At 72.2% G+C, this 14,527-nt stretch carries 13 protein-coding genes; 11 read left to right on the forward strand and 2 right to left on the reverse strand.

Features of this window, described 5'->3' with window-relative positions; genetic code table 11:
* Positions 1–39: 39 nt before the first annotated feature.
* The 3 genes from AC07DO_RS25665 to AC07DO_RS25675 all read left to right on the forward strand — a co-directional run bounded on the left by AC07DO_RS25665 (position 40) and on the right by AC07DO_RS25675 (position 2,382).
* Positions 40–1,230, forward strand: coding sequence for a glycerophosphodiester phosphodiesterase (locus tag AC07DO_RS25665; RefSeq protein ID WP_479062944.1), 1,191 nt, complete (start codon positions 40–42; stop codon positions 1,228–1,230).
* Between the two features lie 74 nt (positions 1,231–1,304).
* Positions 1,305–1,832: a sigma-70 family RNA polymerase sigma factor gene (locus tag AC07DO_RS25670; RefSeq protein ID WP_479063263.1), complete on the forward strand. Its 528-nt coding sequence runs from the start codon at positions 1,305–1,307 to the stop codon at positions 1,830–1,832.
* Between the two features lie 37 nt (positions 1,833–1,869).
* Positions 1,870–2,382 (forward strand): GNAT family N-acetyltransferase, encoded by a 513-nt coding sequence (locus tag AC07DO_RS25675; RefSeq protein ID WP_479062945.1) that lies wholly within the window; start codon positions 1,870–1,872, stop codon positions 2,380–2,382.
* Here the strand turns inward: AC07DO_RS25675 and AC07DO_RS25680 are convergent.
* Positions 2,379–2,816, reverse strand: coding sequence for a hypothetical protein (locus AC07DO_RS25680; protein WP_479063265.1), 438 nt, complete (start codon positions 2,814–2,816; stop codon positions 2,379–2,381). The genes AC07DO_RS25675 and AC07DO_RS25680 overlap by 4 nt on opposite strands.
* A 7-nt stretch (positions 2,817–2,823) precedes the next feature.
* Positions 2,824–3,183: a hypothetical protein gene (locus AC07DO_RS25685; RefSeq protein ID WP_479062946.1), complete on the reverse strand. Its 360-nt coding sequence runs from the start codon at positions 3,181–3,183 to the stop codon at positions 2,824–2,826.
* Between the two features lie 92 nt (positions 3,184–3,275).
* Between AC07DO_RS25685 and AC07DO_RS25690 the strand changes: the two genes are divergently transcribed.
* From AC07DO_RS25690 to cobT, 8 genes are all read left to right on the forward strand, one after another.
* Entirely contained in the window at positions 3,276–3,932 is a 657-nt protein-coding gene (locus AC07DO_RS25690) for an HAD family hydrolase (RefSeq protein ID WP_479062947.1), read from the forward strand.
* A 419-nt stretch (positions 3,933–4,351) separates the two neighbouring features.
* Entirely contained in the window at positions 4,352–5,410 is a 1,059-nt protein-coding gene (locus AC07DO_RS25695) for a methionine ABC transporter ATP-binding protein (protein ID WP_479062948.1), read from the forward strand.
* Complete coding sequence (locus tag AC07DO_RS25700; RefSeq protein WP_479062950.1) at positions 5,407–6,153, forward strand: methionine ABC transporter permease; 747 nt, start codon at positions 5,407–5,409, stop codon at positions 6,151–6,153. The genes AC07DO_RS25695 and AC07DO_RS25700 overlap by 4 nt, the downstream gene beginning before the upstream one ends.
* A gap of 69 nt (positions 6,154–6,222) precedes the next feature.
* Positions 6,223–7,056, forward strand: a complete 834-nt coding sequence (locus tag AC07DO_RS25705) for a MetQ/NlpA family ABC transporter substrate-binding protein (protein WP_479062951.1) — start codon at positions 6,223–6,225, stop codon at positions 7,054–7,056.
* A gap of 2 nt (positions 7,057–7,058) precedes the next feature.
* Complete coding sequence (locus AC07DO_RS25710; RefSeq protein ID WP_479062952.1) at positions 7,059–7,874, forward strand: MetQ/NlpA family ABC transporter substrate-binding protein; 816 nt, start codon at positions 7,059–7,061, stop codon at positions 7,872–7,874.
* 141 nt (positions 7,875–8,015) lie between these two features.
* Positions 8,016–8,699, forward strand: a complete 684-nt coding sequence (locus AC07DO_RS25715) for a GNAT family N-acetyltransferase (RefSeq protein ID WP_479063267.1) — start codon at positions 8,016–8,018, stop codon at positions 8,697–8,699.
* A 105-nt stretch (positions 8,700–8,804) separates the two neighbouring features.
* A complete protein-coding gene (gene cbiE, locus AC07DO_RS25720; RefSeq protein ID WP_479062953.1) occupies positions 8,805–10,019 on the forward strand; it encodes a precorrin-6y C5,15-methyltransferase (decarboxylating) subunit CbiE in 1,215 nt (404 codons plus the stop codon).
* Positions 10,020–10,375: 356 nt separating this feature from the next.
* A complete protein-coding gene (gene cobT, locus AC07DO_RS25725) occupies positions 10,376–14,377 on the forward strand; it encodes a nicotinate-nucleotide--dimethylbenzimidazole phosphoribosyltransferase (RefSeq protein ID WP_479062955.1) in 4,002 nt (1,333 codons plus the stop codon).
* The last annotated feature ends 150 nt before the right edge of the window (positions 14,378–14,527 follow it).

Genomic DNA, 14,527 nt, shown 5'->3' on the forward strand with positions numbered 1-14,527 from the left:
TGTCAGGTGCAAGGCAGCGGGACATCGGGAGGAGCGCCAATGGCGACGCAGGATTCGGGTCAGCAGCAGCCGGGGACGAGCCGGGGGCGCCGAGCGCTACTGGGAGCGGCGATCGCCGGTGCGGGCGCCGCCGCCGTCGGGCTGCCCGGCGTGGCGAGAGCCGACGAGCGGCACGGCGGTGGACACGGCGGGCACGGCGGACATGGCGGATATGCGTCCCTGCCCGTACCGACCGTCGTCGCGCACCGCGGCACCAGCGGCTATCGGCCGGAACACACCCTCGGCTCGTACCAGCTCGCCCTCGACATGGGCGCGCACGTCATCGAGCAGGACGTGGTGCCCACCAAGGACGGGCACCTCGTCTGCCGTCACGAGAACGACATCACCGCGACGACGGACGTCTCGGCGCACCCCGAGTTCGCGTCCCGCAAGACCACCAAGTCCGTGGACGGCACCTCGCTCACCGGCTGGTTCACGGAGGACTTCACGCTCGCCGAGCTGAAGACGCTGCGCGCCAAGGAGCGCATCCCCGGCACCCGTCAGCGCAACACCCTCTACGACGGCCGCTGGGACGTGCCCACCCTCGAAGAGGTCCTCCGATGGGCCGAGAAGGAGGGCCGCAAGCGCGGCAGGCCCGTCTGGCTGCACATCGAGACCAAGCACCCCACCTACTTCCGCAAGCTGGGCCTCGGCCTGGAGGAGCCCCTCGCCAAGCTCCTGCGCCGCTACGGCCGTCACAAGAAGAACGCGGCGAACTTCCTGCAGTCCTTCGAGCCCTCCAGCATCCAGCGGCTGGCCAAGCTGGTCTCCGCGCCGCGCGTCGTGCTCCTGTCGACCGCGAGCTCCCGCCCCTGGGACTTCGTCGAGGCGGGCGACCCGCGCACCGTCGCCGACCTGATCACGCCCAAGGGCCTGCGCTGGATGGCCGGCTTCGCGCAGGGCATCGGCCCGACCCTCGACCTGGTCATCCCGCGCAAGGCCGACGGCAGCCTCGGCACCCCGACCACCCTGGTCGAGGACGCGCACGCCGCGGACCTGATCCTGCACCCGTACACGATGCGCAACGAGAACACCTTCCTGCCCGCGAACTTCAGGAAGGGCACCGACCCGAACGCCTACGGCGACGCCTTCGGCGCCTTCAAGGCGTACTTCGAGACGGGCATCGACGGGATCTTCTCCGACAACTGCGACACCGCCCTGCTCGCGGCCGCGGATTTCGTCAACCGGTGAGGCCCCGGCCCCGGTTGGGGTGAGACATGGCCGCTCCGGAAACCTCGTACCGGAGCGGCCGCGTCCCGCCGTGCATGACGTACGACCCCGTCCCCACGCTCATCCCCACCCTGCGCCCGCTCCTCGCCGCCGAGGCGTCCGCCGAGGCGCTGGGCTCCGGCACGGACCCCGGAGACCTCGAACAGGCCGTCTGGCTCCGCCTCCTGGAGCGCCTGGAATCCGACGGGCCGCCCGCCGACCCCGCGCTGTGGCTGCGCGGCGCCGTACAGGCCGAGGCGCGCCTCACCCAACGCACGAGCCGTCAGGAAGCGGCGTACGCCACCGAACCCGCCGACGACACCGAGCGCGGCCCCGAGGAGCGCGCCCTGTCCGCCGACCGGAACCGGACCCTGCACGCCGCCGTGCGCAGGCTGCCCGGACGCTGCCCCGGCCTCATGGCCGCACTGCTGTCCCCCAAGGACCTCACCTACCGCGAAATCGCAGGGGAGTTGGGAATGTCACAGGGGAGTCTGGGGCCTGAACGTTCCCGTTGCCTGGGATGCCTGCGCAGAATGCTGGCGGCGGAGGTTGCGGCTCCTGCACCGTGGGGAATGGAGCGTTAGACAACCGGTGGAGCAGGTGAGCGGGAGGCATGCACACATGGGCATGAGCGTGACCATCTCGGTGGCGGCGGCGGACGACCAGGACGCCGCGGAGCAGATCCTCAAACTGCAGTACCTCTGCTACCAGAGCGAGGCCGAGATCTACGGCGACTACTCGATCGAACCCCTGACGCAGTCCCTGGAGTCCCTCAGGGGGGAACTGGCCGCGGGCACCGTCCTCGTCGCCCGGCTCGGCACCGAGGTGGTGGCCTCCGTGCGCGGCACGGTCGGCGCCGACGGCACGGCGCGGATCGGCAAGCTCATCGTCCACCCCAGGATGCAGCGCCACGGCCTGGGCGGCCGTCTCCTCGACGCGATCGAGGGCCGGCTCGGGGCCGAGGGCGCGGCCAAGTGCTTCCAGCTGTCCTCGGGGCACCGCAGCGAGCAGAACCTGCAGCTCTACAGGAAGCACGGGTACGCGGCCGTGAGCAGCCGGCGCGTGGACGACCGGCTCACGGTGCTGACGTTCGCGAAGGAGGCGGCCGCGGGAACGTATGTGGCCAGCGCCTAGCGCCCAGCGCCCGGGGAAGCCTTCCGCGCCTTGTTGAGCCAGAAGATCGCCGTCACCGGCAGGATCACCGGAATGAAGAGGTAGCCCATCCCGAAGTCCGACCACACCGTGGCGTCCGGGAAGGCGGACGGCTCCACCAGCGTCCACGTGCCCACGCCAAGCACGCCCACCAGCTCGGCGGCGCAGCAGACCAGCGCCGCCGTGCGGGCCGTGGACCCGCCGCGCACCAGCGAGTACGTGATGAAGCCGTAGACGAGGCCCGCGACCGCGGACAGCGAGTAGGCGAGCGGGGCCTTGTCGAAGTCCGTGGAGATCTGCACGGCCGAGCGGGACACGGCGCCGACCACCATCACGCCGTACAGCCACACCAGCAGGATGCCCGGGCCCGTGATCAGCTTCTGTCGGGTTTCGGGGGACTCGCTCTCTCCGGTCACCGTCACCTCAGCCTCCCCAGATGTCGTAGAGCCGCACTTCGAGCACGGCGAGGACCACGCCGCCCGCGGCGACCGTCACGGAGCCCCAGCGGGTGCGCTCGGCGAGGGACATGAAGCCGGCGGCGGGCACACAGGCGAACGCGCCGATCAGATACGCCACGAAGATCGTCGTGCCCTGGTCCGCGTGCTCGCCGCGCGCGAGCTGGACGATGCCGGCGATCAGCTGGACGGCGGCCAGGAGGGTCACGACACCCATCCCGATGAAGTGCCAGTCCTTGGTCGGCTGGTCGCGGTACGCGGCGAAACCGCACCATGCGGCGAGGGCGAGCGCGGCCACGGAGACCGCGATCGTCAGGGCAACAAGCATGTCCGTGACTTTATTACGGGGCCTTCGGCCCGGTGCGCGCGGCCCTCGGCCCGTTGCACGGCCCCCGGAGGCGCCCCGTACGCTCGATGGCTATGAAGATCCATGCTGATGCGCTCCTGTTCGACAACGACGGCACCCTCGTCTCCTCCATGGAGTCGGTGTACCGCTGCTGGTCGCGGTGGGCGCAGGAGTACGGGATCACCGCCGAGGAGTTCGCCGCGGTCGAGCTGCACGGGCGGCCCGCCGCCGAGATCGCCGCCGACCTGCTGCCGCCGGAGAAGATCGCCGAGGCCGTCGCCCGCATCGAGGAGCTCGAGGTCTCCGACGTCGCGGGCGGTGTCGTCCTGCTGCCCGGCACCCGCGAGCTCCTGGAGTCCCTGCCCACCGACCGCTGGGCCGTGGTGACCTCCGCGACCCGCGCCCTGGGCGAGGCCCGGCTCGCCGAGGTGGGCCTGCGCCCCGGCCTCGTCATCGCCGCCGACGACATCACGCGCGGCAAGCCCGACCCGGAGCCCTTCCTCCTCGCCGCCGACAAGCTCGGCGTCGACCCCGCCCGCTGCGTCGTCTTCGAGGACGCCCCGGCGGGGCTGCAGGCAGGCAGGGCCGCCGGGATGAAGACCGTGGCGTTGACCACAACCCACCGGGCGTCCGAGCTCTCCGCCGAGCTCGCCGACGTCGTCGTCAAGGACCTCTCCGCCGTGTCCGCGCAGGCCACCGAGGGCGGCGTGGAGATCGTCCTCGCCGACTGAACCGCCCGTCACCGGCGTCCGCGGCCGTCCCACCGCTGTCCGTATACCGGACAGCCATGGTGGACAGCGACCACACGCGTGTTTTACTTGGGCCCATGACCACGACGAGCAGCCGCACCCCTGCGACCGAGGCGATCACGACGCCCGGTGCTCGTTGTATGTGTCGAATGTGCGCCTTCTGAGGGCCCCCGCACCACTGAAGAGCCTCGCGCCCCGAAGCGAAGCCGCTGTGCCGCGCTCCTGACCGACACAACCGTCGTACTCAACGGAGTCGACAAGTCGACGTAGGAAGCGAGCCTGCCCCGCGCACACGTCCTCCGGTTCCACCGCACCACCACCGCGAGAACCGTGCCGCGTTCCGAACGAATGCCCCGTGCCCGGCCACCCCGCGCCGCGCACTCGACAGTGACGGAAATCCTGTGATCACCACTTCCGGCCTCACCAAGGTCTACCGCTCACGCGGTCGTGAAGTAACCGCTCTCGACGGAGTCGACCTGCACGTCCGCGAGGGCGAGGTGTACGGCGTCATCGGCCAGTCCGGCGCCGGCAAATCCTCCCTGATCCGCTGCGTCAACCTCCTGGAGCGCCCCACCTCCGGCACCGTGACCGTCGCCGGCCAGGACCTCACCGCCCTTGCGGGCCGCGGCCCCCGCGCGGGCAAGGAACTGCGCCGGGCCCGCAGCCGCATCGGCATGGTCTTCCAGCACTTCAACCTGCTGTCCTCGCGCACCGTGCAGGACAACGTCGAGCTGCCCCTGGAGATCCTCGGCCTCTCCGGCCAGGAGCGCTCCCGCAAGGCCCTCGAACTCCTCGACCTCGTCGGCCTCGCCGACAAGGCCAAGTCCTACCCGGCCCAGCTCTCCGGCGGCCAGAAGCAGCGCGTCGGCATCGCCCGCGCCCTGGCAGGCGACCCGAAGGTGCTGCTCTCCGACGAGGCGACCAGCGCCCTCGACCCCGAGACCACCCGCTCCATCCTCCAGCTCCTGCGCGACCTCAACCAGCAGCTCGGCCTGACCGTCCTGCTCATCACGCACGAGATGGACGTCGTCAAGAGCGTCTGCGACTCCGCCGCCCTCATGGAACGCGGACAGATCATCGAGTCCGGCACCGTCAGCGAGCTGCTCGCCACCCCCGGCTCCGAGCTCGCCGCCGCGCTCTTCCCGGTCAGCGGCGACGCCACCGGCGCCGACCGCACCGTCGTCGACGTGACCTTCCACGGAGAGGCCGCGACCCAGCCGGTCATCTCCCAGCTGTCGCGCACGTACAACATCGACATCTCGATCCTCGGCGCCGCGATGGACACCGTCGCGGGCCGCCAGGTCGGCCGCATGCGCATCGAGCTGCCCGGCCGCTTCGAGGAGAACGTCGTCCCCATCGGCTTCCTGCGTGAGCAGGGCCTCCAGGTCGACATCGCGGGCGAAGACGCCGCACCCACGCCGAAGGACGCGACGCTGCTGGTCAAGGAAGGTGCCAAGTGACCTGGTCGGAGATGCAGCCCCTGCTGGAGCAGGCCTGTTGGGACACCCTCTACATGGTGGGCTGGTCGACGCTGATAGCCGTCGTCGCCGGACTGCCGCTCGGCGTCCTGCTCGTCCTCACCGAGCGCGGCGGACTGCTGCAGAACGCCTTCCTCAACAAGATCATCGGGCAGATCGTGAACATCGCCCGCTCGATGCCCTTCATCATCCTGATGGTCGCCCTGATGGGCTTCACCCGCTGGATCACCGGCACCACGATCGGCCGCGAGGCCGCCCTCGTGCCGCTCGCCGTCGGCGCCATCCCGTTCTTCGCGCGCCTGGTCGAGACGTCCATCCGGGAGGTCGACGGCGGGCTCGTCGAGGCCGTGCAGTCGATGGGCGGCTCCACCTGGACCGTCGTGCGCAAGGTCCTCGTCCCCGAGTCGCTGCCCTCGCTGATCTCGGGCGCCACCACCACGATCGTCGCCCTCATCGGCTACTCCGCCATGGCGGGCACGGTCGGTGGCGGCGGCCTCGGCGACCTCGCCCTGCGCTACGGCTACCAGCGCTTCGAGACCGAGCTGATGTGGATCACCGTGGCGATCCTCGCCGTGGTCATCTCGATCATCCAGTTCGCGGGCGACTACGCGGCCCGCCGTCTGCACAAGCGCGGCGGCGGCTCGGGCCCGCTGCTGCTGTTCCGGCCGCTGCGGGGCGTACTGCCCGGCACCGCCGCCGCCGAATCGGTCACCAAGACCGGCTGACGCACCGGTCACCAGGACTTCCCCGCGCATCCCGCGGGGCTGCACCACCCATGGAGAAAGGCACTTTTCGTGCGTAACACCGCCAAGATCACCACCGCTGTCCTCGCCGCCGGAGCCCTCACCCTCGGGCTCTCCGCCTGCGGCGCCGACAAGGGCTCCGACAAGGACGGCCCGCTCGTCGTCGCCGCGACCCCGACGCCGCAGGGCGAGATCCTGGACTACGTCCAGAAGAACCTCGCCAAGAAGGCGGGCCTCGACCTCGAGGTGAAGGAATTCACCGACTACATCACGCCGAACACGGCCGTGGAGCAGGGCGAGGTCTTCGCCAACTACTTCCAGCACAAGCCGTACCTGGACGACTTCAACAAGAAGCGCGGCACCGACATCGTGCCCGTCCCGGGAGCCACGGTGCACCTGGAGCCGCTCGGCGTGTACTCGAAGAAGGTCAAGAAGCTCGGTGAGCTGGAGAAGGGCGCCACGATCGCCATTCCCAACGACACCACCAACGAGGCCCGCGCGCTCAAGCTCCTCGCGGACAACGGCATCATCGAGCTCAAGAAGGGCGTGGGCTACGAGGCCACCCCCAAGGACATCGCCAAGAACCCCAAGAACATCCAGTTCAAGGAGCTCGAAGCCCCCACGGTGCCCCGCACCCTGGGCGATGTCGACGCCGCGGTGATCAACGGCAACTACGCGCTGGCGGCCAAGCCCGCGCTCAGCCCCGCCAAGGACGCCATCGTCGCCGAGCCCGCCAAGGGCAACCCCTACGGCAACTTCCTCGCCGTAAAGAAGGGCGACGAGAACGACCCGCGCGTGAAGAAGCTCGCCAAGCTCCTCACCTCGCCCGAGGTCAAGAAGTTCATCGACGAGAAGTACGACGGCGCCGTCGTCGCGGCGTTCTGACCGTGCGTACGTCCGCCATCGCCGCCGCGGCGGGGAGCCTGGCCCTCGCGCTCGGCCTCACCGCGTGCGGCGCGGACGACCGGAGCGACAGCACGCTCGTGGTCGGCGCCACGCCGACCCCGGCCGGCGAGGTCCTCACGTACATCCAGCAGAACCTGGCGAAGAAGGAGGGGCTCGACCTCAGGATCACGGAGTTCACGGACTACGTCACGCCGAACACCGCGCTCCAAGAGGGCTCCCTCGACGCCAACCTCTACCAGCACACCCCCTACCTCGAGGACTTCAACAAGTCCAAGAAGTCGGACCTCGTGCCGGTCACCGAGGTGTACCTGCCCCCCATGGGCGTGTACGCGAAGAAGACCAAGGACATCGCGAAGCTCCCCGCGGGAGCGACCGTCGGCGTCCCGAACGACACGACCAACGAGGGACGGGCGCTCCAGCTGCTCGCCTCCAAGGGCCTCATCGGACTCAAGAAGGGCGTCGGCGGCACCGCCACACCCGAGGACATCACGTCCAACCCGAAGAAGCTCACCGTCAAGGCACTCGAACCGGCGCAGCTGCCGCGCTCGCTCGACGACCTCGACGCGGCGGTCATCAACAACAACTACGCGCTCGACGCCGGCCTGAGCCCCAAGAAGGACGCCATCCTCCTGGAGTCGTCGAAGGGCAATCCCTACAACAACGTCCTCGCCGTCAAGAAGAGCGACAAGGACGACCCGCGGGTGCGCAAGCTCGCGAAACTGCTCCGCTCGCCCGAGGTGAAGAAGTTCATCGAGGACAAGTACAAGGGGTCCGTCCTGCCCGTCGAGACGGGCTGAACGGCCTCCCGCGCGCGTGCCGCCCACGGGGTCCTCTCCCGCACCGGGAGAGGACCCCGTGGTGCGTCTGTGCCCGTGCATGCTGCATGCTGGGCACTTCAGAAGACCGAAAGGTGAAGGTCCTTCAGGTCTATGAAGGGTATGGAGCGGCGCATGACTACAGCCTCCTCGGGCACAGCGGGCACATCGGGGTTCCCCGACATCTCCATCAGCACGGAGCGGTTGGTGCTGCGCCCTCTCGAAGAGGCGGACGTCCCCGCGTACGCGGAGATGATGAACGACGAACTCGTCACGGCCTGGACCTCCGTGCCCCAGCCCTACACCGAGGCCGTTGCGCGCGACTGGATCGCACACCGCGCCCCCGCCGAACGCTCCGAGGGCCGCGGCATCGTCCTAGCCGTCACCGAGTTCCTCACCCAGCGACTTGTGGGCATCATCCAACTCCGGGGCACCGACTGGCGGGTGCGCTCCACCGAACTGAGCTACGTCGTCGCCCCCTGGGCCCGCGGCGAGGGGTACGCGTCCGAGGCGGCGCTCGCCACCGCCCAATGGCTCTTCCACGACCAGCGGTTCGAACGCATCGAGCTGCGCACCGCCGCCGACAACACCGCCGCCCAGCAGGTCGCGCAGAAGATCGGCTGCATCAGCGAGGGCGTCCTGCGCGGCGCCTGGATAGCGCGCACGAGGAACGGCGGCGACCCGTTCGGCGGCTGGCTCGAGCTGCGCACCGACCTCATCGTGTGGAGCCTGCTCCCCGAAGACCTCGAAGGCGTCTCCGAGAGCCTCGCCGACAGCGGGTTCTCCGCCTACTCCGACTGGAACTGAGGTCCGGGCCCAGCGGGTACGCTCGCCGTGGTCCGGTGCCCTGCCCCACCTCCGCAGCCGCCGCCCCGCACTGACGACCCGCGAGAACCCAGGAGACAGACGACGATGGCCGACCGGGTCACGGTGATCGGCTGGGACGGCACGCCGCTGACCGCCGCGGCACGCTCCGCGATCGGTGCCGCGACGCTCGTGGCGGGCGCCGCGCACCACCTGGCACTCGACGAGGTCCCCGCCCGTGCCGAAAGGATCCGCCTCGGCAGCGTGGGCCTCGCCGCCCGCCGCATCGCCGCCCACCGCGGCACCGCCGTCGTCCTCGCCGACGGCGACCCCGGCTTCTTCGGTGTCGTACGCACCCTGCGCGCCCCGGAATTCGGCCTGGAGGTCGAAGTGGTGCCCGCCGTCTCCTCCGTCGCCCAGGCCTTCGCCCGCGCGGGCATGCCGTGGGACGACGCCGAGGTCGTGGTCGCCCACCGCCGCACCCTGCGCCGTGCCGTGAACGTCTGCCGCGCCCACCACAAGGTCGCCGTCCTCACCTCGCCCGGCGCGGGCCCCGCCGAGCTCGGCCTGCTGCTCCAGGACGTCCACCGCACCTTCGTCATCTGCGAGGAGCTCGGCACCGAACGCGAGCAGGTCTCCGTCGTCACCTCCGAGAAGGCCGCCGACCACAGCTGGCGCGACCCGAACGTCGTCATCGTCATCGGCGGCGCCGCCGCGGCCGCCGACACCGGCTGGATCATGGGGCGCGAACCGGGCGCGGGACCGCGCGGCTGGGCGCTGCCCGCCGCGGAGTACGGCGGCGACATCTGGCTCGGCGAGGGCGAGAGCGACCGGCTGCGGGCGGCGCAACTCGCGCGCCTGGGGCCCCGCGTGGGAGACCTCGTCTGGGACATCGGCTGCGGCAGCGGCGCCTTCACGGCGGAGGCGGCACGGTTTGGCGCCGCGGTGATCGCCGTCGACAGCGACCCCGACGCCCTCGGCCGCACGACGGCCGCCGTCCGGCGCTTCGGCGTCCAGGCGCAGACCGTGCACGGCATCGCCCCGCACGTCCTCGAAGACCTGCCCGAACCCGATGTCGTACGCGTGGGGGGCGGGGGAGCCACGGTGGTCTCCGCCGTCGCCGACCGCCGCCCCGAGCGCATCGTGACCCATGCCGCGACACGCGACGCCGCCGAACTCATCGGCCGGGATCTGAGCGAGCACGGATACGCCGTCGAGTGCGCCCTCCTGCAATCCGTGGAGCTCGACACACGGGCGTGGCGGGAGGAGAAGCGGACCGTGGTGTTCCTGCTCTCGGGGCGGTTGCCCGACCGTTCCCCGTGACCCTGCCGCCGCGCGGTGCGGGGTAGGCTGGCCGATCGTTGTACTGCACCCGGGGGCCGCGGAGTTCGTTGGCCGATGTCCGGAAAGCTCGCCCGGTTTCGGGGGGTGTGTGGTACGGCATGACCGGAGGACGCGCAACGTGGCGCAGTCCACAGCGGGCCGTGGCCGATCAAGCTGCCACGGCGGCGGACGGACAGGGACAATGCCTGTTGTCCGGTGCGCGGTTCGTGCCGCGGGGCGCACACGCTCGTTGAAGGTGACGGGCGGTTGGTGCGCCGCTCCGGGCAATGGGACCTCCCCGGCCGAAGGCTGAGGGGCGGTCGAAGAAGCACTAACCGATGGGCGAGGGGTTACGCATGACCGACACCGGCCAGGTCCCGGGTGAGGGACTGCCGGAGGGCGCAGGCAACGATGTGCCGTCCGGGCCCGTGCAGGGCATGGGGGCGCAGCAGCCGGGCGTTCCCGCTCCGGGTGCGTATCCCTTTGCCGCCCCCGCGGACCCCGCCGCAGCTCCCGCCGACGAGGACGACCTGCTGCTGATGCCGGGCGCCCAGGGCGCGTGGGGCGAGGGTCTCGCGGCGCAGGGCGGATACGGCGGCCAGCCGGCCCACGCCGCCCATCAGCCGGGACCGCACGAGACGTCCGGCAGGGACAGCGGTTCGGTCGACCTGAACGGCGTCCGGCTGCCCGGCTCCACGCCCGCGCCCTCCCATCCGGGTCCTGCCCGGCGTCCGCTGCACCACGGCCCGTCGGGCCCCGCGGTGCCGGACGGCTCCGGGAGCCCGGTGCGTTCCCTCGCCGACCGCGGGCCCGCGGGTGTGTCGCCCGCGCCCGCTCCGCAGCACGTCGCGCCGGCCCGCCACGCGGGGCCGCCGACCGGACCCGAGTACCTCGACATCCCGCGCGACGACGCGGGGCTGCCGCTGCCCGGCCCGCAACTCGGCGAGATCCCGCCGCAGGGCGGGACGCCGTGGGCGTCACCGCAGGAGCAGACGGCCGGACAGGAGCAGACCGGGCAGGAGCAGACCGGGCAGGAGCAGACGGCGGCCGGGCAGGAGCAGGTCGGGCCGCAGGCGTACGCCGCACCAGCAGAAACGGTCGTCCCGCAGGTCACAGAGGACCCGGTCGCCCCGGAGGCCCCAGCGGCCCCGGAGCCCACGGAGACCCCGGTCGGCGCGGGGGTCCCGGAAGCCGCGGGCGACGCTCCCATCGCACCCGGCGCACCGGCACCGCAGACCACAGAAATGCCGCAGGTACAGGACTCTGTGCCCTTCGCGCTCCCCACCGAGGTGCCCGAGGCGCCCGAGGTGCCCGGGGCGCCCGTAGCATCCCAGGCTCCCGTGGCCGCCACCGTGGACGCCCCCGCCTTCCCGCACGCCGCGGACGCCGGTGCCGGTCAGGCCGACCCCGTGGCGCAGCAGGGTGCCGAGCTCGGCCAGGTCCCCTCGGACGAGCAGCAGTTCCCCGTGGCGGAGCAGCCCGCGTTCGCGCACGCCGTGCCCGTCGGCGTCGGTCAGCCCGCGTTCGCCGTCGCCTCCGCCCAGCCGTGGGACGGCGCGCAGGTTCCGCACGCCCCCGAGGCTGTGCAGCCCGACTTCGCCCCCGAGGCCCGGCACGCCGCGCCGGGCCCGCACCACCCCGAGGGACAGCCCGCGCAGGCCCCCGGCGCACCCATGGACGCCTCGCTCCCCGGGGGGTACGACGGCGCCCAAGGTCCCGCGCCCATCGGCCGGTTCGTGCCGGTGGACGGCACGGTCCCGACCACGCCCCACCTGGCTCCGACGCCGCCGCACCCGCTCGTCGTTCCCCAGGAGGACCCGGTCGCGCAGGCTGCCCCCGAGGGCGCCGAGAGCACGGAGGGCGGGCCCGCGCCGGTTGAGGCAGCCGAAGCTCCGGTAGCCGAAGCCCCGGCCGCTGAGGCCCCGGTCGCCGAGCCCGTCGCCCCGGAGGCCCCCGAGGCCCCCGCCCACGCCGACGTGCCGCCGGAGGCCGTCCAGCAGTCCGCCGTCACCGTCCCCGCCCCGCGCGACGGCGCCCGACCCACGCCGCTGCCCGACGCCGTGCCGGACGAGGCGACGGGTGAGACGACACCCGAGGCCGCGCCCGACGCGTCGCCCGAGGTCGCGGAGACCCCCCAGGTCCCGCCCGTCTCCGGTGTGCCCCGTATTGTCTCCTCTGCGGCGGCTCCGACCGAGTTCCCGGCCGCCCCCGAGACGGCCGACCCGGCCGACGAGTTGGACGAGGCCGACGAAGTCATCTCGTTCGAACCGATCGAAGCGAACGAAGTGACCGAAGTGGCCGAAGCACCCGAGATGGCCGAAGCGCCTGAAGCAGTCGTACCGGCCGCAGCCGCACCCGCGCCTGCGCCCACCCCCCTGCCCGAGACGGCCGAGGCCATCGCGGCTTCCGCGCAGCCCGAGGGCCCGGACGCAGACGCGGACACCGACGCCCCGGAGATCCTGATGGTCGCGCCCGCCGAGGCCGTAGGTGCCCCGGCGCCGTCGGCACAGCCGGAGGCGGACACGGCGGCAGAGGCACTCCCCGAAGCCGAAGCCGAAGCAGAGCTCGCAGCAGAACTCGAAGCCGAGGCTGCCCCCGAACTCGCCGAGCCCGTCGCGTCCCCCGGCACCGCCGCTCCCGGCTACGCCGACGCCGAGCGCGAGGCCGTCCTGCGCGTCATGCGCGAGCGCCGCGACATCCGCAACGGCTTCCGCAGCGACGCCATCCCGCACGAGGTGCTGCTCCGCGTCCTGGAGGCCGCGCACACCGCACCGTCGGTGGGCCACTCCCAGCCCTGGGACTTCGTCGTCATCAAGTCCGCCGAGACCCGGCGCTCGATGCACGAACTGGCCGCGCGTCAGCGCGACGCGTACGCCAAGTCCCTCCCCAAGGGCCGCGCCAAGCAGTTCAAGGAACTGAAGATCGAGGCCATCCTCGACACCCCGGTGAACATCGTCGTCACCGCCGACCCCACCCGCGGCGGCCGCCACACCCTCGGCCGGCACACCCAGCCGCAGATGGCCCCCTATTCCTCGGCGCTCGCCGTCGAGAACCTCTGGCTCGCCGCGCGTGCCGAGGGCCTCGGCGTCGGCTGGGTCAGCTTCTTCGACGAGCGCGAGATGGTCCGCGCCCTCGGCCTGCCCGAGCACCTCGAAGTCGTCGCCTACCTCTGCGTGGGCTACGTGGACGAGTTCCCGGACGAGCCCGAGCTGATGCAGGCCGGCTGGTCCAAGCGCCGCCCGCTCTCCTGGGTCGTCCACGAGGAGACGTACGGCCGCCGCGCCCTGCCCGGCGAGGACCCGCACGACCTGCTCGCCGAGACCGTGGCCAACATCCGCCCGCTGGACGCCAAGGCGCTCGGCGAGGCGTGGGAACGGCAGAAGCGGATGACGAAGCCGCCGGGCGCCCTCGGCATGCTGGAGATCATCTCCGCCCAGCTCTCCGGTCTCTCCCGGATGTGCCCGCCGCCCATCCCGGAGCCCGCGGCCGTCGCGATCTTCGCGGGCGACCACGGCGTGCACGCCCAGGGCGTCACCGCCTGGCCCCAGGAGGTGACCGCGCAGATGGTCGCCAACTTCCTCGGCGGCGGCGCGGTCTGCAACGCCTTCGCCAACCAGGTGGGCGCCGAGGTCTGCGTCATCGACGTCGGCGTGGCGAGCGAACTGCCCGCCACCCCCGGCCTGCTGCCCCGCAAGGTCCGCGCGGGCACGGCCGACATGACGACAGGACCCGCCCTGACCCGCGAAGAGGTCAAGGCGGCCATCGAGGTCGGCATCGAGACGGCCCGCGACCTGGTGGCGGCGGGCAACAAGGCGCTGCTGACGGGTGAGATGGGCATCGCGAACACCACCGCGTCCGCGGCCCTCATCTCCGTCTACACGGACGTGGACCCCGCCGAGGTCACCGGGCGCGGTACAGGCATCAACGACGAGATGCACACCCGCAAGGTCGAGGTCGTCCGCCGCGCCCTGGACCTGCACCAGCCCGACCCGGCGGACCCGATCGGCGTCCTCGCGGCCATCGGTGGCCTGGAGCACGCGGCCATGGTGGGCCTGCTCCTCGGCGGCGCGTCCCTGCGTACGCCGGTGATCCTGGACGGTGTCAGCGCCGGTGCCGCCGCACTGGTCGCCCGCGCCATCGCCCCCGAGGTCCTCGCGGCCTGCATCGCCGGCCACCGCAGCGCGGAGCCCGGCCACGTGGCGGCCCTCAACAAGCTGGGCCTGCGCCCCCTGGTCGACCTGGACCTCCGCCTCGGCGAGGGCACGGGCGCGCTCCTGGCCCTCCCGGTCGTCCAGAGCGCGGCCCGCGCCATGCACGAGGTGGCCACCTTCGACTCGGCGGGCGTCACCGAGAAGTAGCCGCCGCGGGGCGAAGCGCCTGTTTTCGGGACCGGGGGGGGGGTGGGGGGGGGGGGCAGAACCCCCCCCCCCCCCCCCCCCCCCCCCCCCCCACCACCCCCCCCCCCCCCCCCCCCCCCCCCCCCCCCCCCCCCCCCCCCCCCCCCCCTA

This window comes from Streptomyces sp. NPDC045678 (assembly GCF_056432085.1).